The organism is Hydrogenophaga pseudoflava (assembly GCF_004353865.1).
Taxonomy (GTDB): domain Bacteria; phylum Pseudomonadota; class Gammaproteobacteria; order Burkholderiales; family Burkholderiaceae_C; genus Hydrogenophaga; species Hydrogenophaga pseudoflava.
This window is the reverse complement of sequence record NZ_CP037867.1, coordinates 512,054-536,064: the sequence shown is the minus strand read 5'-3', so window position 1 is coordinate 536,064 and position 24,011 is coordinate 512,054. Positions and strand designations below refer to the sequence as shown.

General features: G+C 67.4%; 19 protein-coding genes and 1 pseudogene. 11 read left to right on the top strand and 9 right to left on the bottom strand.

Going from position 1 to position 24,011, the window contains the following annotated elements:
* Positions 1-16: 16 nt before the first annotated feature.
* The gene (locus HPF_RS02720; protein ID WP_165961643.1) at positions 17-844 is read left to right on the top strand and encodes a ChaN family lipoprotein; all 828 of its coding nucleotides are present in this window, start codon (positions 17-19) and stop codon (positions 842-844) included.
* Between the two features lie 13 nt (positions 845-857).
* Here HPF_RS02720 and HPF_RS02715 read toward each other — a convergent pair whose 3' ends face one another.
* The 3 genes from HPF_RS02715 to aptA are packed head-to-tail and all read right to left on the bottom strand — an operon-like array spanning position 858 to position 4,397.
* Positions 858-1,925 carry a zinc ribbon domain-containing protein gene (locus HPF_RS02715; protein ID WP_133155683.1) on the bottom strand — a complete coding sequence of 356 codons (1,068 nt, stop codon included), beginning with the start codon at positions 1,923-1,925 and terminating at the stop codon, positions 858-860.
* Between the two features lie 12 nt (positions 1,926-1,937).
* The gene (locus HPF_RS02710; RefSeq protein WP_066157376.1) at positions 1,938-3,020 is read right to left on the bottom strand and encodes an SPFH and helix-turn-helix domain-containing protein; all 1,083 of its coding nucleotides are present in this window, start codon (positions 3,018-3,020) and stop codon (positions 1,938-1,940) included.
* 36 nt (positions 3,021-3,056) lie between these two features.
* A complete protein-coding gene (gene aptA / locus HPF_RS02705; RefSeq protein WP_133155682.1) occupies positions 3,057-4,397 on the bottom strand; it encodes an omega-aminotransferase AptA in 1,341 nt (446 codons plus the stop codon).
* Between the two features lie 140 nt (positions 4,398-4,537).
* On the opposite strand from aptA, the gene purU reads away from it, so the two are divergent.
* Together purU and HPF_RS02695 are read left to right on the top strand one after the other, a co-directional pair.
* On the top strand, positions 4,538-5,386 hold the full coding sequence (gene purU / locus HPF_RS02700) for a formyltetrahydrofolate deformylase (protein ID WP_127806441.1): 849 nt from the start codon (positions 4,538-4,540) through the stop codon (positions 5,384-5,386).
* A 5-nt stretch (positions 5,387-5,391) separates the two neighbouring features.
* Positions 5,392-6,261 carry a LysR substrate-binding domain-containing protein gene (locus tag HPF_RS02695; RefSeq protein WP_066157383.1) on the top strand — a complete coding sequence of 290 codons (870 nt, stop codon included), beginning with the start codon at positions 5,392-5,394 and terminating at the stop codon, positions 6,259-6,261.
* Here the strand turns inward: HPF_RS02695 and HPF_RS02690 are convergent, their stop codons facing one another.
* Positions 6,262-6,690 carry an Hsp20/alpha crystallin family protein gene (locus HPF_RS02690; RefSeq protein ID WP_066157385.1) on the bottom strand — a complete coding sequence of 143 codons (429 nt, stop codon included), beginning with the start codon at positions 6,688-6,690 and terminating at the stop codon, positions 6,262-6,264.
* A 194-nt stretch (positions 6,691-6,884) separates the two neighbouring features.
* On the opposite strand from HPF_RS02690, the gene HPF_RS02685 reads away from it, so the two are divergent.
* From HPF_RS02685 to HPF_RS02675, 3 genes are all read left to right on the top strand, one after another.
* Positions 6,885-8,387 (top strand): FAD-linked oxidase C-terminal domain-containing protein, encoded by a 1,503-nt coding sequence (locus HPF_RS02685; protein WP_127806442.1) that lies wholly within the window; start codon positions 6,885-6,887, stop codon positions 8,385-8,387.
* 112 nt (positions 8,388-8,499) lie between these two features.
* Positions 8,500-12,219, top strand: coding sequence for a PAS domain S-box protein (locus HPF_RS02680; RefSeq protein ID WP_165961642.1), 3,720 nt, complete (start codon positions 8,500-8,502; stop codon positions 12,217-12,219).
* The gene (locus HPF_RS02675; RefSeq protein WP_079364278.1) at positions 12,216-12,701 is read left to right on the top strand and encodes a response regulator; all 486 of its coding nucleotides are present in this window, start codon (positions 12,216-12,218) and stop codon (positions 12,699-12,701) included. Before HPF_RS02680 ends, HPF_RS02675 begins: the two co-directional genes overlap by 4 nt.
* A 26-nt stretch (positions 12,702-12,727) precedes the next feature.
* Here HPF_RS02675 and HPF_RS02670 read toward each other — a convergent pair.
* Both HPF_RS02670 and HPF_RS02665 read right to left on the bottom strand, forming a co-directional pair.
* Positions 12,728-14,545: pseudogene (locus tag HPF_RS02670) on the bottom strand (carboxyl transferase domain-containing protein); the annotation flags it as partial.
* A 70-nt stretch (positions 14,546-14,615) separates the two neighbouring features.
* A complete protein-coding gene (locus HPF_RS02665; RefSeq protein ID WP_079364276.1) occupies positions 14,616-17,579 on the bottom strand; it encodes an L-glutamate gamma-semialdehyde dehydrogenase in 2,964 nt (987 codons plus the stop codon).
* Between the two features lie 106 nt (positions 17,580-17,685).
* Between HPF_RS02665 and HPF_RS02660 the strand changes: the two genes are divergently transcribed.
* Positions 17,686-18,159 carry an Lrp/AsnC ligand binding domain-containing protein gene (locus HPF_RS02660; RefSeq protein ID WP_066157399.1) on the top strand — a complete coding sequence of 158 codons (474 nt, stop codon included), beginning with the start codon at positions 17,686-17,688 and terminating at the stop codon, positions 18,157-18,159.
* A 48-nt stretch (positions 18,160-18,207) separates the two neighbouring features.
* A complete protein-coding gene (locus HPF_RS02655; protein WP_066157402.1) occupies positions 18,208-18,753 on the top strand; it encodes a DUF3617 domain-containing protein in 546 nt (181 codons plus the stop codon).
* On the opposite strand, the gene HPF_RS02650 is transcribed toward HPF_RS02655, so the two are convergent.
* On the bottom strand, positions 18,725-19,459 hold the full coding sequence (locus tag HPF_RS02650) for a YggS family pyridoxal phosphate-dependent enzyme (RefSeq protein WP_079364275.1): 735 nt from the start codon (positions 19,457-19,459) through the stop codon (positions 18,725-18,727). The genes HPF_RS02655 and HPF_RS02650 overlap by 29 nt on opposite strands.
* A 38-nt stretch (positions 19,460-19,497) precedes the next feature.
* On the opposite strand from HPF_RS02650, the gene HPF_RS02645 reads away from it, so the two are divergent.
* From HPF_RS02645 to HPF_RS02635, 3 genes are all read left to right on the top strand, one after another.
* Positions 19,498-20,541 carry a type IV pilus twitching motility protein PilT gene (locus HPF_RS02645; protein ID WP_066157408.1) on the top strand — a complete coding sequence of 348 codons (1,044 nt, stop codon included), beginning with the start codon at positions 19,498-19,500 and terminating at the stop codon, positions 20,539-20,541.
* 19 nt (positions 20,542-20,560) lie between these two features.
* Positions 20,561-21,697, top strand: a complete 1,137-nt coding sequence (locus tag HPF_RS02640; protein ID WP_066157411.1) for a PilT/PilU family type 4a pilus ATPase — start codon at positions 20,561-20,563, stop codon at positions 21,695-21,697.
* A 120-nt stretch (positions 21,698-21,817) separates the two neighbouring features.
* Positions 21,818-22,720, top strand: a complete 903-nt coding sequence (locus HPF_RS02635) for an NAD(P)-dependent oxidoreductase (protein ID WP_066157414.1) — start codon at positions 21,818-21,820, stop codon at positions 22,718-22,720.
* A 34-nt stretch (positions 22,721-22,754) separates the two neighbouring features.
* Here the strand turns inward: HPF_RS02635 and HPF_RS02630 are convergent, their stop codons facing one another.
* Both HPF_RS02630 and HPF_RS02625 read right to left on the bottom strand, forming a co-directional pair.
* Positions 22,755-23,381, bottom strand: coding sequence for a BON domain-containing protein (locus HPF_RS02630; protein WP_133155679.1), 627 nt, complete (start codon positions 23,379-23,381; stop codon positions 22,755-22,757).
* Positions 23,378-23,998 (bottom strand): SIS domain-containing protein, encoded by a 621-nt coding sequence (locus HPF_RS02625; RefSeq protein ID WP_066157420.1) that lies wholly within the window; start codon positions 23,996-23,998, stop codon positions 23,378-23,380. Before HPF_RS02625 ends, HPF_RS02630 begins: the two co-directional genes overlap by 4 nt.
* Between the last annotated feature and the right edge of the window lie 13 nt (positions 23,999-24,011).

Here is a 24,011-nt window from a genome sequence, read left to right as displayed (position 1 = left end):
CGCGTAGTATCGGGTCATGATCTGTCGCCCCGCTGTCATCGTCCGCCGGTTCACCGTCGCCTTGATGGCGTTGACGATTGGTGCCTGCAGTGCCATGCCCCTGGCCGCGGCGGATCTCCAGGGCCTGCTGCCCACGCCGCTGTTGCTGGTCGGGGAGCAGCACGAAGCACCCGAACACCAGGCCCTGCAGCGCGACACCTTGCATCAGCTGGCCGCCCGCGGCGAACTGGGGGCGCTGGTGCTGGAGATGGTCGAGCAGGGCCGGGACACCCGCCATTTGCCGCCCGACGCAACCGAAGCCCAGGTGCGGGAGGCGCTGGACTGGACCGCCGAACGCAACACAGGCGCCTGGCCCTGGGCCGTGTACGGCCCGACCATCCTGTCGGCGGTGCGCGCCGGGGCGCCGGTGCTGGGCGGCAACCTGCCCCGCGCCGGGATGCGCACGGCCATGGCCGATGCCTCCCTGGACGGCACGCTGCCAGCGCCGGCCCTGCAGCGGCAGCGCGAGGCGATCCGCGACGGCCACTGTCAGCTGCTGCCCGACACCCAGATCGCACCGATGACGCGCATCCAGATCGCCCGCGACCGGGCCATGGCCCAGACCGCCGTGGGCGCGCTCCAGCCGGGTCGCACGGTGCTGCTGATCGCGGGCAACGGCCACGTGCAGCGCGACCTGGGGGTGCCGCGCCACCTGCCCGCCGGGCAGCCGCACCGCGTGGTGATGGCGCTGGCCGGCGACGTGGCCGGGCCGGTCGATCCGGCCGTGGCCGACCGCCAGTGGGTCACGCCGCCGACACCCGCCAAAGACCATTGCGCCGAGATGCGGCAGCAGATGGGCCGCTGAAGCGGCCCTCCGCTCAGCGCCCTTCGAGCGACATCAGGATGTAGAGCAGGATCAGCCCGGCGATCACCGCCAGCGCGATCTTGACCCAGCTCTTGGGGTACTCGCCCGCCACCTGCCCGGTGGCGCCGTTCACCACCACCTGGTAGTCCTTCGCGCCGTAGCGGTAGCCCACCAGCCAGACCGGCAGCAGCACGTGTTTGAAGGTCTGGCGGTCGAAGCTCGGTGCGACCTGCAGGTTGCGGTGGGTGTCGGCGCGGATGTCCTGGGCGCACATCCGCCGGATCGCCTCGACCATGCGCTCGCGCCCGCGCTGGGCCGCGGCCACGAGGTCGAGCTGGTAACGCTCCACCGTCCAGCCGCTGAGGTAGCCCGGGTCGTAGGGTTTGAGCCGTTCGGACGCGGTGGGGAACGGTTCGACCGCCTCCACCAGCCGCGGGTGCACCCCACGCGAGCCGCAGACCAGGGTGTCGTCGAAGAAGTGCCGCACCTGGCCGCTGACCGGGAACCAGCGCACCTGCCGCTCGCCCTTCTGGTTCTGGTAGTACTCGCCGCCCTCGGCCGTGTAGCGCGCGCTGACCTCGGCGTCGAAGGTCCAGTACGGCAGGTAGACCCCCTTGACGGTGTCGGTGAGCGCCTTGCCGCCAAGGTTGTTGGGCGCCCAGAAGCGCGACTTGTACCAGCTGCGCAGCTTGTCGCGCGCGGCGGGCTCGCTGACGTCGAAGGGCAGCAGGCTTTCGGGCCGGATGATGTCGCCGGTCTCCTCAAACGCCACCAGCGCCGTCGAGCCGCAGAAATCGCAGGCCTTGCCCTGCTGGGCGTTGGTGAAGGTGCTGATCGCCTGGCAGTGCTGGCAGCGCACGGGCCGGCGCTGGTCCTGCCAGCCGCGCGCGCTCTGCGGGATCGACTGCAGCGCCGCGACCAGGTCGTGCTCGACGATCTCGCCGTCGGTCTGGACCTCGTAAGCCGACTCGGTGCCGCAGTAGGCGCAGATCAGCGCCTTCTTCGCCGGGTTCCACTGCGCCTCGCCGCCGCAGGCCGGACAGGCCAGCTTCTGGCGTGCGGTGACTTCGCTCAGCTGCATGGGCCTGTGGCGTCAACCCTTGAGAAAATCATCGAGCGCCGCCTGCGGCACGCGCCACTGGCTGCCGATCTTGCGGCCCTTGAGGTTGCCCGCCTCCAGCTCCTGCAGCACGTCGGCCGGACTCACGCCCAGGGCCTCGGCCACCTGTTCGGGGGTCATCAGCGCGATGGGCGCCGACGCCGGGGCCGCGGCCGCCGCGGGGGCCTGGGGCACCAGACCCGGCTGCGAAGGCGCCTGGGCGGTCCCGCCGGCCATGCCCTGCATCATCGACTGGCCCATGGCCAGGCCGGCCGCCAGCTCTGCGCCGATGCCGGCGGTGCCCGCCTTGCCTTCGGCCAGGGCGTTGCCCATGTTGTATTTGATGTAGTCGTTGAGGTTGCCGATGGCGGTCATGGAGCCGCGCTTGTCGATCGCCTGCTCCAGCTCGGGCGGCACCGACACGTTTTCCACCACGAAGGCGGTCATCTCGATGCCGTACTTCTCGCGCGTGGCGACGTTGATCGGCTCCAGCAGCGCCTCGCCCAGCTCGCCGTAGCGGGTGGCCACGTCCAGCGCCGGCACCTTGGCCTTGGCCAGGGTCTCGCTGAACACGCTGACCAGGCGTGAGCGCATCACGTCGTTGAACTCGTCCAGCCGGAAGTGGTGGTCGGTGCCCGCGACTTCCTTGAGGAACTTCACCGGGTCGACAATCTTGAAGTCGTAGGTGCCGAAGGCGCGCATGCGCACCACGCCGAAATCGGCGTCGCGCATCATCACCGGGTTGGACGTGCCCCACTTGTTGCCGGTGAAGACGCGCGTGACGACGTAGTAGACGTCCGCCTTGAACGGGGTCTGGAACTTGTACTTCCAGCCCAGCAGGTCCGAAAGGATGGGGATGTTCTCGGTCTTGAGCGTGTGGCGGCCCGGCCCCAGCGTGTCGGCGAACTGGCCGACGTAGACGAACTGCGCCACCTGGCTCTCGCGCACGATCAGCTGGGCCTCGTTCTTGATCTGCTTGTCGTCGTCCGGGAAGCGGTACGACAGCGTGTCGCGCGAGTCGTCGGTCCACTCGATGACGTCGATGAACTGGCGGTTCAGGAAATCCATGATGGCCATGCGGAGCCTCCTTGCGGCGGAAAGGGTGGACGGGTGTCAGGCGTGGCGCTTGATCGCGTCGGCCAGCACGTTGACCATGGTATCAATCTGCTCGCGCTCCACGATGTAGGGCGGCGCGAACACCAGGTTCTCGCCCGCGTTGCGCACCAGCACACCGCGGTGGTAGCAGTCCAGGAAGATGTCGTAGGCGCGCTTGCCCGGCAGGCCGGGGATGGACGCCAGTTCGATGCCGACCGCCAGGCCCAGGCTGCGGATGCTGATGACGTTGGGCAGGCCCTTGATCGCGCTGTGGGCGGCGTCGCCCAGCACAGGGCCCATCTCGCCGGCGCGGGCGAACAGGTTTTCCTGCTGGAACAGCTCCAGCGTGGCGATCGCCGCCGCGCAGGCCACCGGGTGGCCGCTGTAGGTGTAGCCGTGGAAGAACTCGATGGCGTGCTCCGGCGCGCTGCCGTGTGCGCCCATCATTGCGTCGTAGATGCGGTCGCTGCAGACCACGCCGCCCATGGGGATGACGCCGTTGGTCACCGCCTTGGCGAAGTTCAGCATGTCGGGCTGCACGCCGTAGTAGTCCGACGCGAACGGCGTGCCCAGACGGCCGAAGCCGGTGATGACCTCGTCGAAGATCAGCAGGATGCCGTGCTTGTCGCAGATCTCTCTGAGCCGTTTCAGGTAGCCCTGCGGCGGGATGTACCAGCCCGCGCTGCCGGCCACCGGCTCGACGATGACCGCCGCCACGTTGCTCGGGTCGTGCAGGGGCAGGATGCGGTTTTCCAGCTCCAGCAGGATGTCCTCGTTCCACACCGGTTCCTGGTTGTGGATGTAGGCGTGGTTCACCGGGTCGTGGATGAAGCGCAGGTGGTCCACGCGCGGCAGCAGCGCGGCGCCGTAGACCTTGCGGTTGGCCGGAATGCCGCCCACGCTCATGCCGCCGAAGTTGACGCCGTGGTAGCCGCGCTCGCGGCCGATGAAGATGTTGCGGTGGCCTTCGCCGCGCGCCCGGTGGTAGGCCAGCGCCACCTTCAGGGACGTGTCGGCCGCTTCCGAGCCGGAGTTGCAGAACAGCACCTTGTTCAGGTCGCCGGGCGCCATGGCCGCGATCATCTCGGCGGCACGGAAGGCCTTGTCGTTGCTGACGCTGAAGGCGGTCGAGTAGTCCAGCGTGTCCAGCTGGGCCTTGATGGCCTCGTTGATGGCCTTGCGGTTGTGGCCCGCGCCCACGCACCACAGGCTGGAAATGCCGTCGATGATCTGGCGGCCGTCGTGCGTGGTGAAGTACATGCCGTCGGCGCCGACGAAGACGCGCGGGTCTTTCTGGAAAGCACGGTTGGGCGTGAAGGGCAACCACTGGTTGTCCATGCGGAAGTCGTTGTAGGCCATGGTCGGTCTCCTGGGCGGGCGCAGCGTGCGCAGACAATGAAGTGGACGGATTCTGGCACCGGAAACATCGAATCGTGAGGTCCACTGACCTCGGACCACCCGGACCCACCCCCAGCCACCCTGCGACAATCCGGCCGACCATGATCCACACCTACGTTCTCACCCTCTCCTGCCAGGACCGTCCCGGCATCGTGCACGCCGTCTCCGGTTTCCTGCTGGAGCGTGGCGGCAATATCGAAGAAGCCGCCCAGTACAACGACCACGGCACCGGCCTGTTCTTCATGCGGGTCCAGTTCACTTGCGGCCAACTGACCCAGGACGACTTGCGCACCCACCTGAGCTTGTTTGCCGAACCGTTCGGCATGCAATGGGGACTGCACCCCCTGGCCGAGCCGATGAAGACTGTCATCTTCGTGAGCAAGGAAGGCCACTGCCTGAACGACCTGCTGTTCCGCTGGAAGAGTGGCCTGTTGCGGCTGGACATCCGGGCCATCGTCAGCAACCACCGCGACTTCTACCAGCTGGCGGCCAGCTACAACGTGCCGTTCCACCACATTCCGATGACGGCCGCCACCAAGGCGCAGGCCGAGGCGAAGCAGCTGGAGGTGATCCGCAGCGAAGGCGCGGAGCTGGTGGTGCTGGCGCGCTACATGCAGATCCTGTCGGACAACCTGTGCCGCGAGCTCTCGGGCCAGGCGATCAACATCCACCACAGTTTCCTGCCCAGCTTCAAGGGCGCCAAGCCCTACTACCAGGCGCACGACCGCGGCGTGAAGCTGATCGGCGCCACCGCTCACTACGTGACGGCGGATCTGGACGAGGGCCCGATCATCGAGCAGGACGTGGCCCGCGTGGACCACACCGACACGGTGGAAGACCTCACCGCCCTGGGCCGCGACACCGAGAGCCAGGTGCTGGCGCGCGCGGTGAAGTGGCACAGCGAGCACCGCGTGCTGCTCAACGGCCACAAGACCGTTGTCTTCAAATAAACCAGATGGCGATCAGGATTCCGCCCATCCAGTGTCTGCTGACCTTCGAGGCGCTGGCGCGCCTGCGCAGCGTGACGCAGACGGCAGAAGAGCTGTGCGTGACACCCAGCGCGGTGAGCCACCGCATCAAGCAGCTCGAACAGATCCTGGGCACCAAGCTGTTCGGGCGGGCGGATTTCTCCCTCACGACCGAGGGCAGCGAGTACCTGGCGCAGGTGCGCGAGGGCCTGGCCTCGCTGCAGAAGTTTCCCAGCAGCGCGGCCTCGCCGGGCCGGCGCAAGCTGCGGCTGGCGGTCACGCCGACCTTTGCGCGCTCCATCCTGCTGCCGCGCCTCAAGCAGTTCTCCGACGCTTACCCCGAGATCGACCTGACGCTGCAGGTCAGCATCCCGCTGCTGGACGTGGTGGCCGAGGACGCGGACCTGATGATCCGCTTCGGCACCGGTCGCTACGCCGATGTGGAGCACGTCTGCCTGATGAAGGACGAGGTCACGCCGCTGGCCTCGCCGACCTTCGTGCGCGAGCACGGCCCGTTCGAGACGCCGCAGGATCTGGAGGGCGAACCGCTGCTGCGCAGCCCGCTGGAGCCCTGGCGCACCTGGTTCGCGGCGCACGATCTGGACTGGCCCGAGCCGGTGGACGGCTCGCAATTCAACGACATCGGCCTGATGTGCGACGCCGCTGCAGCCGGCATGGGTGTGGCCCTGGTGCGCATGAAGCTGGCCGCGCCCTGGCTGGAGAACGGCACGCTGGTGCCGCTCTACCCGCGCCATGTGCCCAGCCCGCACGCGCACTACCTGTGCTGGCGGACCGGCACCATGGACCGCTGGGAGTGCGCCGCCTTCGCCGAGTGGCTGCGCAACTCCCTCAGCTGATCATTCGACGTTCAGTCGCTGGCCCGCGAGCGCCAGCTTCTTCGGCAGCGTGAGCGTCAGCACGCCGTTTTCGTACTTCGCCTTCGACTTCTCGTTGTCGATGTCGGTGGCCAGCTGGAAACTGCGGGCCACGGCGCCGTAGTAGCGCTCGGTGCGCAGCACCTTCTCGTCCTGGGTCTGGCTGTCCTGCTGCTTGATCTCGGCGCGCAGCGTCACCACGCTGCCTTCGACGGTCACGTGGATGTCTTCCTTGGCCACGCCAGGCACCTCGGCGACCACGGTGTAGGCCGACGGCGTCTCCTTCACGTCGATCTTGATCTGCGAGGGCGAGGGCAACGAGTCTCCGTGCAGCGGACGGACATAAAAACCGGGGGCGACGTCCTTGAAGAAGTCGTCGAACAGGCCGGTGCGTGCGATCAGATGGTTCATGGCGTTCACTCCTGAAGGTGGTGGTGCATTCGGGGGACCGGTCATCGCCGCTCCCGTGCCAGACAGATAGATTCCCATCCTGCGCTTTTCAAGACCCCGGCATTTGACGCGGGTCAAAACCACTCAAGTCCTCTCACATCGGGCTGCAAGTTTCTTCAATGCACAAGCGGACGGCCAGCCGTACACTGCCGCGCATGAACGCCCCCACCTCCCCCGCCGAAGTCACCCGCGCCGAACGCGCCGCCCGCCAGGCTGAGGTGGTGCGCGCCCTGCAGGCCGTGCTGCCGGCCCACGCCCTGCTCTGGCACGCCGAGGACACCGTGCCCTACGAGTGCGACGGCCTCACCGCCTACCGCCAGCGGCCGCTGGTGGTGGCCCTGCCCGAGACCGAAGCCCAGGTGGCGGCCGTGCTCAAGGCCTGCCACGCACTGAATGCGCCGGTGGTGGCGCGCGGCGCCGGCACCGGCCTCTCCGGCGGCGCCATGCCGCACGCCATGGGCGTGACGCTGTCGCTGGCCAAGTTCAACAAAATCGTGTCGCTCGACGCCCGATCGCGCACCGCGGTGGTTCAGGCCGGCGTGCGCAACCTCGCCATCAGCGAAGCGGCCGCGGCGCACGGCCTGTACTACGCGCCGGACCCGAGCAGCCAGATCGCCTGCACCATCGGCGGCAACGTGGCCGAGAACTCGGGCGGCGTGCACTGTCTGAAGTACGGCCTGACGGTGCACAACGTGCTGCAGGTGCGCGGCTTCACGGTCGAGGGTGAACCGGTCACCTTCGGAGGCACCGCGCTGGACACGCCGGGCCTGGACCTGCTGTCGCTGGTGATCGGCAGCGAGGGCATGCTGGCGGTCGTGACCGAGGTGGTGGTCAAGCTGGTGCCCAAGCCCCAGCTGGCGCGCTGCATCATGGCCAGCTTCGACGACATCCAGAAGGCGGGCGACGCAGTGGCCTCGGTCATCGCGGCCGGCATCATCCCGGCCGGGCTGGAGATGATGGACAAGCCCATGACCGCCGCGGTGGAAGACTTTGTCAAGGCCGGCTACGACCTGAACGCCGAGGCGATCCTGCTGTGCGAGAGCGACGGCACACCCGAAGAGGTGGAAGAGGAAATCGGCCGCATGAGCGCGGTGCTGCGCGGCTGCGGTGCCACCGCCATCGCCGTGAGCCGCGACGAGGCCGAGCGCCTGCGCTTCTGGAGCGGCCGCAAGAACGCCTTTCCGGCCAGCGGCCGCATCAGCCCCGACTACATGTGCATGGACTCGACCATCCCGCGCAAGCGCCTGGCCGACATCCTGATCGCCATCGGCGAGATGGAGAAGAAGTACGGCCTGCGCTGCGCCAACGTGTTCCATGCCGGCGACGGCAACCTGCACCCGCTGATCCTGTTCGATGCCAACGACCCGGACCAGCTGCGCCGCTGCGAGCTGTTCGGCGCCGACATCCTGGAAACCAGCGTCGCCATGGGCGGCACGGTGACAGGCGAACACGGCGTGGGTGTGGAAAAAGTCAACAGCATGTGCGTTCAGTTTTCCGCAGAGGAAAACGCACAGATGTTCGCCGTCAAACGCGCCTTTGATACCAAAGAGCTACTAAACCCCGGAAAAGTGATTCCGACGCTGCAACGTTGTGCCGAATACGGAAAGATGCTGGTGCGCGCAGGCCAGATCAGCCACCCGGATTTGCCCCGGTTCTGACGGTCAGATTTCACATCTGGGCTGCGGCCCCCTGCGGTAAAGTGGGTCCGCGATGAGCGCGATCCACCCGTTTCCTGGGAACAAAGCCAGAAAGACACCTGACGAAGAGCAGGTGTCCGATCGTGAGCGCGCGCTCGAAGCCGAGGTGCAGGCCCTGCGCGCCGAGCTGGCGCAGTTGCGGCGCCCCGCCGCATCGCCCGGCCCCGCCCATGGTCTCCGCAGCGAATCGCCGGACCCCTACAGCTCTCTGTTCGCGGCCCTCAACAGCGTGTTCCCAATTGGCATGCTGCGCATCCAGCCCGATGGTTCTCTGATACAGGTCGATCAGATGCTGCAGCAGATCTTCGGCCTGGAAGAGCAGGATTTCTTCAATTTCGGCTGGATGCGCTGCGTTCATTCGGCCGACGTGGCGGTTGTGAAGGAATACTGGGAACGCGGCGTGGCCACAGGCACGAGCACGAGCCTTGAATTCCGCATCATCCGGCCAGGCAGCGAGGACATCGCCCATGTGATTGCGCGAAACATCCCCCAGTTTGACGAACAGGGCCGGCTCACCGGACAGCTGGGTTTCGTGCAGGACATCAGCCAGCTGCGCAAGCTGGAGGCGGAAGCCCGCATCAAGGACGAGCTCAACCGCCAGATCATTGCCAGCAGCCCGGACTGCACCAAGGTGCTGGACCTGCAGGGCCACGTGCTCCAGATGACCGCCCGTGGCTGCAAGCTGGTAGAGGTCGATGATTTTGAGCAGGTCCGCGGCAGCGACTGGACCACCTGGTGGCCCGAAGAAGGACAGAACCTCGCACGCTCGGCACTCGACCAGGCGCGCACTGCCGGCGGCGCGCGCTTTGTGGCCTTCGGCAACACGTTCAAGGGCACACCCAAGTGGTGGGACACCGTGGTCTCTCCGATCACCGACAGCAGCGGCCAGCCGGTGATGCTGCTGGCGGTGTCGCGCGACATCACCGAGACCCACGAGCAGCAGCACCAGATCCAGCGGCTCAACAGCGAGCTGGAGTCTCGGGTCCAGGAACGGACCAGCCAGCTGGCGACGGTCAACGAGCGGCTGCGGCAGACGCTGCACGACGCCCAGACGCTCTACAACAAGGCCCCCTGCGGCTACCACTCGGTGGACGCCGACGGCATCTTCGTCCTGATCAACCAGACAGAACTGGACTGGCTGGGATACACACGGGAGGAAGCCATCGGCAAGATGACCTTCCGTGACCAGGTGTTGCCCGAAGACCGGCCCATGATCAGGGACCGGCTTCAGCGCCTGATCAAAGGCGAAAAGCTGGAATCGGTCGAGTTGGGCCTGCGCCGCCGTGACGGCACGACCTTCGTGGCCCTGCTCAGCAGCACGGCCGTGGTCGATGAGCAGGGGCGCTTTGTCCGGACCAACAACACCCTGGTGGACATTTCGGCGCGCAAGCTGGCCGAACACGCCCTGCACGTCCAACGCAATTTCCTGCAGACTGTCACCAACACCGTGCCGGTGCAGCTCGCCTTCTACGACCGCGACCTGATCTGCCGCTTCGCCAACGCCAGCTACGCCCGCTGGCTGGGCACCGAGCCGGCCAGCCTGATCGGCCTGCACCTGCGCGACATCGCCAGGCCCGAGGACTTTGCCACGGCCGGCGCGCGCCTGGAAGCCGCGCTGCACGGCGAACCCCAGCAATTTGAAGGCTTGCGCCGCTTCCCGGACGGCCACGAGTTCTACGCGAGCATCGGGTACACGCCATACATCGAGAACGGCCAGGTGCAGGGGCTGATCATCCAGATGGTCGACATCACCGAGCGCAAGGCCTCTGAAGACCGTGTGCAGAGCACCAACCGCCAGCTGGCCGACGCCCTGCAGCAGGCGCAGGCCCTCTACAACCAGGCCCCCTGCGGCTACCACTCGCTCAATGCCGACGGTGTGTACGAGTCGATCAACGACACCGAGCTGCATTGGCTGGGCTACGAGCGCGACGAGGTCATCGGCCGGCTGAGCTACCGAGATGTGGTCCTGCCCTCGCGCGTGCCTCTGCTGGAAGACCGCATGGAGCGGCTGATCCGCGAGGGCTCGCTGGCGGGTGCCGAATACGAGATGCGCCGCAAGGACGGTTCGGTGTTCCACGCACTGCTGTCATCCGCAGCCGTGCGCGACGAAAAGGGACGCTTCCTGCGCAGCAACACCACGGTGGTGGACATCACCCAGCGCAGGCAGGCGGAGCTGGCGCTGCAGGAAAACCAGCGCTTCCTGCAGACGGTGACCAACCATGTGCCCGGCGTGATCGCCTACCTGGACGCCATGCTCAGGTTCCGGTTCGCCAACGAAGAACACCGCCGGCTCTATGGTCTGGACCCGGCTCGCATTCTCGGACTCCACATCAGCGAGTGCCTGCCGGCCTTGGTCTGGCAGGAGGTCCAGCCCCGGTACCAGGCGGCCCTTGACGGACAGGTCCAGCACTACGAATCCTGGCGCCACACCGTGAGCGGAGAGGACATCTACATCCGGGCCACCCTGCTGCCAGACATCTACGAAGGCCTGGTGCAGGGCATCATCGTCCAGATCATCGACATCACCGAACGCAAGCGCGTTGAGGAACGCGTGCACCAGCTCAACGACGAGCTGGAGATGCGGATCCGTGAACGGTCGATGGAGTTGCTGGAGAGCGAGCAGCGCTTCCGCCTCATGGCGGACAACCTGCGTGACTACAGCATCTACTTCCTGGACGCCCAGGGCTGCATCACCGACTGGACCGACAGTGCCCAGCGCATGGAAGGCTATTCGCCCTCCGAGATGCTCGGACAGCACTACGCCAAGCTGCTGCAGCCGGACAACCCGGACGAGGCATCGAGCATCGCCGCACAGATGCTGCGCATGGCGGCATCCCGGGGCCAGCACGAGCTGCACAGCTGGCAGACGCGCAAGGACGGCTCGCGCTACTGGGCCCACTCGATCCTGATCGCGCTGCGGGACGACAGCGGCGAGCTGCGCGGCTTCTCCAAGATCAGCCGCGACATGACCGACGCCAAGCGGCTGGACGACCTGATGCGCAACATCAATGACGAGCTGGAGAACCGGGTGGTCGAGCGCACCGAGCAGCTGCTGGCCGCCAACAAGGACCTGGAGTCTTTCTCCTACTCGGTCTCGCACGACCTGCGCTCACCGCTGCGCCACATCTCCAGCTTCGTGAGCCTGCTGGAGGAGCACCTGGCCGACAAGGGCGACGACACCACGCAGCGCTACCTGGGCACCATCGGCAACTCGGCGCGCCACATGAGCCAGCTCATCGACGGCCTGCTGGCGTTTTCGCGCCTGGGCCGCTCGGCGGTCAATGTGATGCCCGTGGACTTCACCATGCTGGTCGAGGCGGTGGTCAGCCAGATCGCCCACGACACCGAAGGCCGCGTGGTCGACTGGGTGATCGCACCCGACCTGCCGGTGGTCCAGGGCGACGCGCTGCTGCTGCGCGAGGTCTGGGCCAACCTGCTGGGCAACGCCTTCAAGTACACCCGCCCCCGGGAACGCGCCCGCATCGAGGTCGGCTGGAGCGTCGACCCCGCCGTGGGTTACACCTTCTACGTCAAGGACAACGGCGTCGGTTTCGACACCAAGTACGCGCAGAAGCTCTTCGGCGTCTTCCAGCGCCTGCACCGGGCCTCGGAATTCGAGGGCACCGGCATCGGACTGGCCCTCACCCGGCGCATTCTCGAGCGCCACGGTGGTAGCATTTGGGCCGAGAGCCAACAGGGCGAAGGCAGCACGTTCCACTTCTCGCTGCCTTTTGAAGGCTGCAGCCCGTCAGACTCGTCGCACGACTCCATACCTTCGGTCCTGGAACCATGAACAAGAACGCTGAAGCCATCCTGCTGGTCGAGGACAACCCGGACGACGCAGAACTGACCAAACTGGCGCTGGCCCGCCACGGACTGGACGGACGCGTGACCCACGTCTCCGACGGCATGCAGGCGCTGGACTACCTGTACCGGCGCGACGACTATGCCGACCGTCCGGGCGGCAACCCCGTGCTGGTGCTGCTGGACCTGAAGATGCCCCTGCTCGACGGCATCGGGGTGCTCAAGGAAATCAAAGGTTCGGACACGCTGCACAACATCCCGGTGGTGGTGCTGACCTCATCCACCGAGCCCAGCGACCTGCAGCGCGCCTACGAGGCCGGCACCAACGCCTACATCGCCAAACCGACGGAGTTCGCGCAGTTTCTCAGCGCGATGAAACACGTCTGCGAGTTCTGGATCAACATCAACCAGACCGCACCGCAATCCCCCAGCGCCGGCGTGCGCTCCACCTCGTTCGGCGACCTGCACTGAGCGCCAGCTCTGCCTGCGGCGCGCAATTACCAGGTGTCGATGCCGCCCCGTTCGGGCGGTGCGGCCACCCTTGAGCCGGCCAGCCCCCGGACCAGCCAGGCCCGTGTCTCGGCCGGGTCGATCACCGCATCGATCTCCAGCGTGCCGGCCATCTCGGTCGCCGCACCCCGCGCCACCATCTGCCCCAGCAACGACTGGAACAGGGCCTCGCGCTGTGGTCCCTCGGGCACCGCCTCCAGCTCCTTGCGGTAGCCCAGCCGCACCGCACCTTCCAGCCCCATGGCGCCGAACTCGGCCGAAGGCCACGCCACCGTGAAGGCCGGCGCGTGGAAGCCGCCGGCGCTCATGCCCATCGCCCCCAGGCCATAGCCCTTGCGCAGCACCACCGCGAACACCGGCACCCGCAGATGCGCCGCGCGCACGAACAGGCGGCTGACGTGCCGCACCTGGGCCGTGGCCTCGGTGGCCGGACCGACCATGAACCCCGGGGTGTCGACCAGGCTGACGATGGGCAGGCCGTGGGCATCACACAGCTGCATGAAACGCGCCGCCTTGTCGGCCGCATCGGCGTCGATGGCGCCGCCCTGGTGCAAGGGGTTGTTGGCCATCAGCCCCACCGGCCGACCCTCGATGCGGCCCAGCGCGGTGTGGATGCCGGCGCCAAAACCGGTGCGCAGCGGCAGCAGGCTGCCCACGTCCACCAGCCCTGCCATCGCGGCCCGGCTGTCGTAGGCGCGCACCCGGTTCTCGGGCACAACATCGCGCAAGGTCTGCGGGTCGGGCGCCGCCCAGCCGATCGTGCAGCCCTGGAAAAACGACAGGTAGTGTTTTGCGGCCACCACCGCCTCGGCTTCGTTCTCGACCAGGATGTCGATCACGCCGTTGGCGTGCTGCACTTCCGACGGGCCGATTTCTTCGGGCCGGTACAAGCCCAGCCCGCCGCCCTCGATCATGGCCGGGCCGCCCATGCCGATGTTGCTGCTGCGTGTGGCGATGACCACGTCGCTGCAGCCCAGCAGCGCCGCGTTGCCTGCGAAGCAGCGGCCCGCCGCGATGCCGACCACCGGCACCTGGCCGGACAGCCGGGCGAACGCGGCGAAGGTGCCCACGTGCAGGCCCGCGACGATGGGCATGTCGGTGTCGCCCGGCCGCCCGCCACCGCCCTCGGCGAACAGCACCACCGGCAGCTTCTGCGCCAGCGCGACGCCCAGCAGGCGGTCGGTCTTGGCGTGGTTGCGCATGCCCTGCGTGCCGGCCAGCACGGTGGCGTCGTAGGCCATGACCACAGTGCGCGAACGCCCTGCGCCAAACTCGGCGCCATTGACCGAACCGATGCCGGTCACCATGCCGTCGGCGGGCGTGTTCGCGATCAGGTCCTCGGCGCTGCGGCGGTTGCGCTGCGCCGCCACGGCCAGCGCGCCGTATTCGATGAACGAGCCCTCGTCGCACAGGTCGGCGATGTTCTCTCGCGCGGTTCGCAGGCCCAGCGCATGGCGTTTCGCCACCGCCTCCGGTCTTGCAGCGTCCAGCAGAAAGCGCTCGCGCTCGCGCAGCCGCGCCAGATCGGCCCGCCCGGCGCCCCCGGCCACCGGCGCTCCTGCCGGCACTTCCGCCGGCACTGAAGCGGCTTCAGGGGCAATCACCACCGGTGCGAGCACCAGCAGCGCATCGCCCTCCTGAACCACGTCCCCGACCGCGCAACACAGCTCGGTCACATGGCCATCGGCCACGGCGCGCAGCTCGTGCTCCATCTTCATGGCCTCGACGATCACCAGCGGGTCGCCGGCGCGCACCGCATCTCCCACAGACACGCAAACCTCGACGACCTGGGACTGCAACGGGGAGCAAAAGGGCTTCATGCCGGCATTGTTCCGCCGGCCCCTGCGCCCCCGGGTCAAGCGCGCGACAGAAGACTCAGCCGGCGAACAGCGCCACGTTGCCGCCCGCCGCGGTGGTGTTGATGGTCAGGGTCTGCTCGGCGCAGAAGCGTTGCAGGTAGTTCGGCCCGCCGGCCTTGGGGCCGGTGCCGGAGAGGCCTTCGCCGCCGAAGGGCTGCACGCCCACCACGGCGCCGATCATGTTGCGGTTGACATAGACGTTGCCCACCCGCGCCGCGGCGGCCAGCGCCTGCGCGCGGCTGTCGATGCGGGTCTGGATGCCCAGCGTCAGGCCGTAGCCCAGGGCGTTGATCTGGCGGATCACGTCCATCGGATCGCCGCCCCAGCGCACCACCTGCAACACCGGGCCGAAGATTTCCTGCGTCACCTCGGCAATCGCACCGACCTCGAACATCTGCGGCGGCACCAGATTGGGCAGGGCCTGCGCCGGGCGTGCTTCCGGCAGCAAGGCCTTGGCGCTGCTGCTCAGCCGCGCGACGTGGCGCTGGATGTTGTCGAAGGCCTCGGCATCGATCACCGGGCCGAGGTCGGTCGACAGCTGCGACGGATCGCCCGCCACCAGCTCTTTCGCAGCGCCCTGGATCATCTCGATCACGCCGTCGGCAATCGCCTCGTGCACGCACAGCAGGCGCAGGGCCGAGCAGCGCTGGCCCGCGCTGCGGAAGGCGCTCTGCACCACCGCGTCGGCCACCTGCTCGGGCAGGGCCGTGCTGTCCACCAGCATGGCGTTGATGCCGCCGGTCTCGGCGATCAGGGGCACGATGGGGCCGTCCTTGGCCGCCAGCGCGCGCTGGATGATCTTGGCCACCTGGGTCGATCCGGTGAACACCACGCCGGCCACGCCGGGCGCCGCGACCAGGGCCGCACCCACCGTCTCGCCCGGGCCGTGCAGCAGCTGCAGCGCATCGGCGGGGATGCCGGCGGTGTGCAGCAGTTTCACCGCCTCCAGCGCCACCGCCGGGGTCTGCTCGGCCGGCTTGGCCAGCACCGTGTTGCCAGTGGCCAGCGCCGCCGCGACCTGGCCCATGAAGATCGCCAGCGGGAAGTTCCAGGGGCTGATGCAGACCCAGGCGCCGCGGCCTTCCAGGCGCAGCGTGTTGCTCTCGCCCGTGGGGCCGGGCAGGGTCTGCGGCGCCTGCACGCGCTCGGCCTCGTTGGCGTAGTAGCGCAGGAAGTCCACCGCCTCGCGCACCTCGGACACGGCGTCGCCCCAGGTCTTGTGCGCCTCTTTCACCAGCAGGGTGCAGAAGCGCGGCAGAGCCGCGTCGAGCGCGTCAGCGGCGAAGCGCAGCACGGCCGCACGTTGCGCCACCGGGGTGTGGTTCCAGGCGCCGAAGGCGGCGACGGCGCGCGCCACGGCGCCGGTCGCATCTTCCGCCTTGGCTTCCGCCACCACGGGCACGACACAGGCCGCGTGCGCCGCCAGCAGCTCATCGCGCTGCGCGACCACCGTCAGGTCTCGGCCGCTGCTGTTGGCGCGAGCCGTGCCGTACAGGTCCATCGGCAACGGCAACGAGGCCTGCGGCTCCAGCCGCAGCGGCGAGATCAGCAGCTCGTCCATGCCCACCGACTCGTCGGCCAGCTGGTGCACGAAGGAGGAGTTGGCGCCGTTCTCCAGCAGGCGGCGCACCAGGTAGGCCAGCAAGTCGCGGTGCGCGCCCACGGGGGCGTAGACGCGGCAGCTCACCAGCGGGTTCTTCAGCACCTCGCGGTAGATGCCCTCGCCCATGCCGTGCAATCTTTGCAATTCAAACGGAACCGCCTTGCGCGATGCAAGTTGCAGGATGGCCGCAATCGTGCCGGCGTTGTGCGTGGCGAACTGCGGAAAGATCGCGTCGGGCGCGTCCAGCAGCGTCTTGGCGCAGGCCAGGTAGCTCACGTCGGTGTGGTGCTTGTGGGTGAACACCGGGTAAGCGGGGAGGCCCTGTTCCTGCGCGCGCTTGATCTCGGCGTCCCAGTAGGCGCCCTTGACCAGGCGGCACATGAACTTGATACGGTACTGGCGGGCCAGCGCGGCGATGTGCGCGATCAGCTCGACCGCGCGCGTCTGGTAGGCCTGCATGGCCAGGCCCAGACCTTGCCACTGCGGGCAATGTTCGGCCACCAGCGCGGCCAGCGCCTCGAACACGTCCAGCGAGAGTTCGAGCCGGTCCACCTCCTCGGCGTCGATGGTCAGGTTCAGGTTGGCCGCCGCGGCCGCGCGGCACAGAGTCCACACGCGCGGCACGAGCTCGTTCATCACGCGCTCGTGCTGGGCATCTTCGTAGCGCGGGTGCAGCGCGCTGAGCTTGATCGAGATGCCGTCGTTCTGAGCCGGGTGGCGCGCCGGGTCCGCGCCCTGGGCGATGGCGGCGATGGCGTTCTCGTAGCTGGCCTGGTAGCGCAGCGCGTCGGCCGCGGTGCGCGCACCTTCGCCCAGCATGTCGTAGCTGAACTGGAGGTTGGGCTGCTTCCTGCGCGCCGCTGTCGCCTCCTTCATGCCCTCGCCGATGGTCTGCCCCAGCACGAACTGGCGGCCCAGCAGCTGCACCGCGCGCAGCGTGGCGGCCACCACGGTGCGCGCGCCCAGCTTGGCCATCAGGCCCGGCTCGTGGCCGGACTCGGGCAGGAAGTGCTTGGACATGGCGATGGCCGTCGACGACAACCTCGCCAGAGTCGAGTCGGCGGCACCGTCGAAGTCGGCGCGACCCAACTGGTCGGCCGTCAGCGCGATCGCCGTCTCAGCGTCGGGCACGCGCAGCAGGGCCTCGGCCAGGCGCATCAGGGCCAGGCCTTCGGCGCTGGAAATCGGGTATTCCTTGAGCAGGCTTTCCATGGCCCAGAACGGCGGCGGGTTCTCGCGCACCGCGCGTACCCAGGGCGCCGCGACGTGGGCGGCGGCGGCCCAATCCAGCGCCCCCTGCAGCGCGGCCAGGCGCTGGGCAACAGTCTCGGCCTCGGGCCGGTAGGGGAAGGGCAGGCGGTCGGTGCTGCGGGGCATGGCGGGTCTCCTGAAACAGGACAAATTGGTGAATGCCCGGAGTCTGAAGAACCATTCGACGAATTTTTGTCTAATTTTCGGCGTAAAATAGGATAATTCACTATCCATGAGCGAAGCCGCCCCCGACCTCGACCGCATCGACCTGCGCATCCTGAACGTCCTGCAGGCCGACGGCCGCATCTCCAACCTCAAACTGGCCGAGGCGGTGTCGCTGTCGCCCACCGCTGTGCTGGCGCGCACCCAGCGCTTGCAGCGCGAGGGCTACATCCTGGGCTACGAGGCGCGGCTGAACCCGCTCAAGCTCGGGCGCGGCATGCTGGTCTTCGTCGAGGTGCTGCTCGACCGCACCACGCCCAACGTGTTCAACGAGTTCAAGGCCGCGGTGCAGGTGCGCGACGAGATCCTGGAATGCCACATGGTGGCCGGCGGCTTCGACTACCTCATCAAGACCCGCATGGCCGACATGGCCGCCTTCCGCGACTTCGCCGGCAGCGTGCTGTGGCAGCTGCCGGGCGTGCGCGAGACGCGCACCTACGCAGTGATGGAAGAGGTGAAGAACAGCAGCCGGCTGCCGCTGTGAGGCCTTGGCGACGCACAATAGAACGATCCCTCACCCACCGGAGTTCTTATGCGTGCCCCGTCCCGACTGCTGACCTGCCTTCTGTTGTGTTCCGCCAGCGCCTTCGCCCAGACCACCGCGCCCGGCCTGTGGGCCATCCAGAACAAGATGGGAGGCAACCCGGAGCTGGACAAGGCCATGGCCGAGATGCAGAAGCAGCTGGCCGCCATGCCGCCCGCGCAGCGCAAGCAGATGGAAGCCATGATGGGCCAGAACGGCATGAGCGTCGGCGCTGGCGGCGCGGTGACTGTCAAGGTGTGCATCACCCCCGAAATGGCTGCGCGGTCGGAACTGCCCAGCCAGACCGAAGGCGACTGCACTTCGACCATCATCTCGCGCACGGGCAACACCCTGAAGTCGAAGTTCGCCTGCAAGAACCCGCCGACCACGGGCGAAGGCACCTACACCTTCAGCGGCGACAAGGCCTTTGCCACCAAGATGGTCATGCAGACAGTCCGCAACGGCAAACCCGAGACCATGACCATGGAAGGTCAGGGCAAGTGGCTCTCGGCCGACTGCGGCGCCATCAAGCCGATCCAGCCGCCGAAGCAGTGACCGGCTCCTTGCGCGGCCGGTGACCGAAGATGGCCCGGCCGACGCGCACCAGTGTGGCCCCCTCGGCCACCGCTGGCTCCAGGTCGTCGCTCATGCCCATGGACAGCACGTCGAGCGCCAGCCCCTGGTCCGTCAGCGCCTGCTGCAGCTCACGCACCCGCCGGAACGCCGCGCGCTGCACCGCCATGTCCTCGCTCGGCTCGGGGATGCACATCAGCCCCCGCAGACGCAGGCGGGGCAAGGTCGCCACCGCGTGGGCCAGAACAGACAGCTCCTCCGGCGCCACACCCGACTTGTTCGCCCCTCCGTCGACGTTCACCTGCAGGCACACCTGCAGGGGCGCGCGGTCCTCGGGCCGCTGTTCGGACAGGCGCTGCGCGATCTTGAGCCGGTCCACCGAATGCACCCAGTCGAAGTGGGTGGCCACCAGCCGTGTCTTGTTGCTCTGCACCGGGCCGATGCAGTGCCATTCCAGATCGGCTCCAGGGAGCAGGGCCTGCAGGGCCAGCACCTTCTCGACACCCTCCTGGATGTAGTTCTCGCCAAAGGCGCGTTGTCCTGCCGCCACTGCGTCCGCCACCTGTTCCGGCCCGAAGGTCTTGGAAACCGCCAGCAATGTGACGGCGTTCGCATCGCGACCTGCCGCTTCACAGGCCCTGGCGAGCCGCTCCCGCACTTGTTGGAGATTGCCTTCAATCGTCGTCATAATCAGTCTGTTACACCAACACTGCACGGGATCACGGGATGGATATCACCCAACTGCTCGCCTTCAGCGTCAAGAACAAAGCCTCCGACCTTCACCTCTCGGCCGGGCTGCCGCCCATGATACGGGTGCATGGCGATGTCAGGCGCATCAACGTCGAGCCGCTGGACCACAAGATGGTGCACAGCATGGTGTACGACATCATGAACGACGCGCAGCGCAAGCAGTACGAGGAGTTTCTGGAATGCGACTTCTCGTTCGAGATCGAGGGTCTGGCCCGCTTCCGTGTGAACGCCTTCAACCACAACCGCGGTGCCGGCGCGGTGTTCCGGACGATTCCGAGCAAGATCCTCACGCTGGAACAGCTCAACGCGCCCAAGATCTTTGCGGATCTGGCGCTGCGTCCGCGGGGTCTGGTGCTGGTGACGGGGCCGACCGGCTCGGGCAAGTCGACCACCCTCGCCGGCATGGTCAACCATCTCAACGAAACCGAGTACGGCCACATCCTGACGGTGGAAGACCCGGTAGAGTTCGTGCACGAATCCAAGAAGTGCCTGATCAACCAGCGCGAGGTCGGCCCGCACACCCTCTCCTTCTCCAACGCCCTGCGCTCGGCGTTGCGGGAAGACCCGGATGCGATCCTGGTGGGTGAAATGCGCGACCTGGAAACCATCCGCCTGGCCATGACCGCCGCCGAAACCGGTCACCTGGTGTTCGGCACCCTGCACACCTCGAGCGCCGCCAAGACCATCGACCGGATCATCGACGTGTTCCCTGCCGAAGAAAAAGACATGGTCCGCGCCATGCTGTCGGAGTCCCTGGTGGCCGTGATCTCTCAGACGCTGTGCAAGGTCAAGGACGGCAGCGGCCGTGTGGCGGCGCACGAGATCATGATCGGCACCAGCGCCATCCGCAACCTGATCCGCGAAGCCAAGGTGGCCCAGATGTACTCGGCCATCCAGACCGGCCAGAACGTCGGCATGCAGACACTCGACCAGAACCTGGCCGAGCTGGTCAAGCGCAACGTCATCAGCCCGGCCGAAGCGCGCAGCAAGGCAAAAATCCCCGAGAACTTCCCCGGCTGAGCCCAGAAGGTACGACCTCATGGAACGCGATCAGGCATCGAAATTCATCAACGACCTGCTCAAGCTGATGCTCAGCCGCGGCGGCAGCGATCTGTTCATCACGGCCGACTTCCCGCCCGCCATCAAGGTCGACGGCAAGGTGGTGAAGGTCTCGCCCCAGCCGCTCAACGGCGTGCACACGCTGGCCCTGGCGCGCGCCATCATGAACGACAAGCAGGCCGCCGAGTTCGAGCGCACCAAGGAATGCAACTTTGCAATCTCGCCGCCGGCCATCGGGCGTTTCCGCGTCAGCGCCTTTGTCCAGCAGGGCAAGGTCGGCATGGTGATGCGGACGATTCCCGCGGTGCTGCCCACCATCGACTCGCTCAACCTGCCCCAGGTGCTCAAGGACATCACGCTGTCCAAGCGCGGGCTGTGCATCGTGGTCGGCGCAACCGGCTCGGGCAAGTCCACGTCGCTGGCCGCCATGGTCGACTGGCGCAACGAGAACACCCACGGCCACATCATCACCATCGAGGACCCGGTGGAGTTCATCCACGCCCACAAGAACTGCGTGATCACGCAGCGCGAGGTGGGGCTGGACACCGACGACTGGGGGGTGGCGCTGAAGAACACGCTGCGGCAGGCCCCGGATGTGATCCTGATGGGCGAGATCCGCGACCGCGAGACCATGGAGTACGCGATCCAGTTCTCCGAAACCGGTCACCTGTGTCTGGCCACCCTGCACGCCAACAGCGCCAACCAGGCCCTGGACCGGATCATCAACTTCTTCCCGGAGGAGCGCCGTCCGCAGCTGCTGATGGACCTGTCGCTGAACCTGCGCGCCATGATTTCGCAGCGGCTGGTGCCGCGCCAGGACAACAAGGGCCGGCATGCGGCCGTGGAGATCATGCTCAACTCCCCGCTGATCGCCGACCTGATCTTCAAGGGCGAAGTCGCCGAGATCAAGGAGATCATGAAGAAAAGCACCAACATCGGCATGCAGACCTTCGACCAGGCGCTGTTCAATGCGTTCGAGGCGAACATCATCAGCTATGAAGATGCGCTGCGCAACGCCGACTCGCTCAACGACCTGCGGCTGCAGATCAAGCTCAACAGCCAGCGCGCCAAGACGCAGGATCTGGCGGCAGGCACCGAACACCTCACGATCGTTTGACCACCCCCGCGCCACGCCTGCGGCGCGTCACCCCCTCAAGGGGGCAATGCCAGCGGCCCGGCGAAGCCGGTTCCGCGGCATTTCTCGACGGACTCCCCTTCACTTCGCGGATGACTTCACATGAGCAGCATCGCCTCCAAAACCTACGAATCAACGACACCGAAGAAGGTGGCTTTTCTCGGTCTGGGTGTGATGGGTTTCCCGATGGCGGGGCATCTGGCCCGGGCCGGGCATTCGGTGACGGTCTACAACCGGTCGGCGGCCAAGGCGCAGGCCTGGGTGGCCGAGTTCGGCGGTGCGGCCAAACCCACCCCCCGCGAAGCGGCGGCCGGTGCCGACATCGTGTTCTGCTGCGTGGGCAATGACAATGACCTGCGCTCGGTCGCGCTGGGTGCCGACGGTGCTTTCGCCGGCATGGCGCCGGGCGCCCTCTTCGTGGACCACACCACCGCGTCGGCCGATGTGGCGCGCGAGCTGTACGGTGCGGCCAGGAACCTCGGACTGGCCTTTGTCGATGCGCCCGTGTCGGGCGGTCAGGCGGGCGCGCAGAACGGCGCGCTGACGGTGATGTGTGGCGGTGATGCCACTGCGTTCGACGCCGTGAAGCCCGCGGCCATGGCGTTCTCGCGCGCCTTCACGCTGATGGGCGAGAGCGGTGCCGGCCAACTCACCAAGATGGTCAACCAGATCTGCATCGCCGGGCTGGTGCAGGGCCTGTCCGAAGCCATCGCCTTCGGGCAGAAAGCCGGACTGGACATGAACCAGGTGCTCGAGGTGATCGGCAAGGGCGCGGCCCAGAGCTGGCAGCTCGACAACCGCGGCAAGACCATGGTGGCCGACAAGTTCGACTTCGGTTTTGCCGTGGACTGGATGCGCAAGGACCTTGGTCTGGTGCTGGACGAAGCCAAGCGCAACGGCGCCCGCCTGCCGGTCACCGCCCTGGTGGACCAGTTCTACGCCGACGTGCAGGCCATGGGCGGGAACCGGCTGGACACCTCCAGCCTGATCAAACGCTTGAAGTGACCAGCTCCCTGCACCGCGGTGCAGGAAAGCGGCCTCAGGACTTGGGCGCGATGCGCGCCAGCTCTTCCTCGCTGATGATCTCCAGCAGACGGACCACGCGCTGCACACCCTTGGTGGTGCGCGCGACCTGGGTGGCGATGTCGGCCTCGCGCTGGGTCACGCGCCCCATGAGGAACACCGTGCCGCGTTCGGTGACCACCTTGAAGGCGTTGGCCGAGATCTGCTTGGTGTCGATCAGGCCGGCCTTGACCTTGCCGGTCAGCAGCGTGTCCTCGGCCTTTTCGGTGAAGGTCGGGCTGTTGGCCACGTCCAGCTCGTTGTGGACCACGGCGACGTTGTCCACCTGCTTCACGATGGACTCGGCCAGTTCCTTGTCGCGGGCGCTGCCCACCTCGCCGGTCAGCAGCGCACGGCGGTTGTAGCTGGTGACGCTGATGCGCGCGCGCGACCCCATCTGCTCGCGCAGGCGGTTGGCGGCCCTCAGTTCGATGCCCTGGTCGTCCAGCTGGGACCCCGAGCTGCGGCGGTCACCGACCACCATGGCACCGGTCAATGCCGCCCCGCCCACCGCCAGCGGCGCACAGGCCGAGAGGGTCGTTGCGGCTGCAGCCACGCTCAGGACGGCCAGGGTCAGACGGCCATGGGAAACAATGGTCTTCATGCGAGGTTCTCCGTTTCATTGGGCAGGGCTTCGGGCAGGCCCAGCAGCTGGGCATCCACGCCGTCGCAGATGCAGTGCAGCACCAGGTGATGCACCTCGAGAATCCGTGCCGGCACGTCGTGTGGCACGCAGATGTGAACGTCGGTGTCGCGCAGCAACTGGGCCAGCCGGCCACCGCGCGCACCGGTGAGCGCCACCACGGTCATGTCGCGCTCGTGCGCGGCCTCGACCGCGGCGATGACGTTCTGGGAGTTGCCCGAGGTCGAGAGCACGAGCAGCACGTCGCCAGCCTGGCCAAGGGCGCGCACCTGGCGCGAAAACACGGCGCGCACGTCGAAGTCGGTGGCCAGCGCGGTCAGCACCGAGGCGTCGGCCGAGAGCGAGAACGCCGCCAGCTCGGGCCGCTCGCGCTCGTGGCGCCCCACGAAGCTGGCCGCGAACAGCTGCGCCGCCGCCGCCGAAGCCCCGTTGCCACAGGACAGCACCTTGCCGCCGCCGGTGACGCTGGCCAAGACCGCCGCCGTGGCGGCTTCCACCATGGGCGCGAGCGCCTGGGCACACTGATACTTGAGGTCGGCGCTGTCGATGAACTGTTGCTGGATGCGTTGCAGAAGCATGGGGCGATGATAG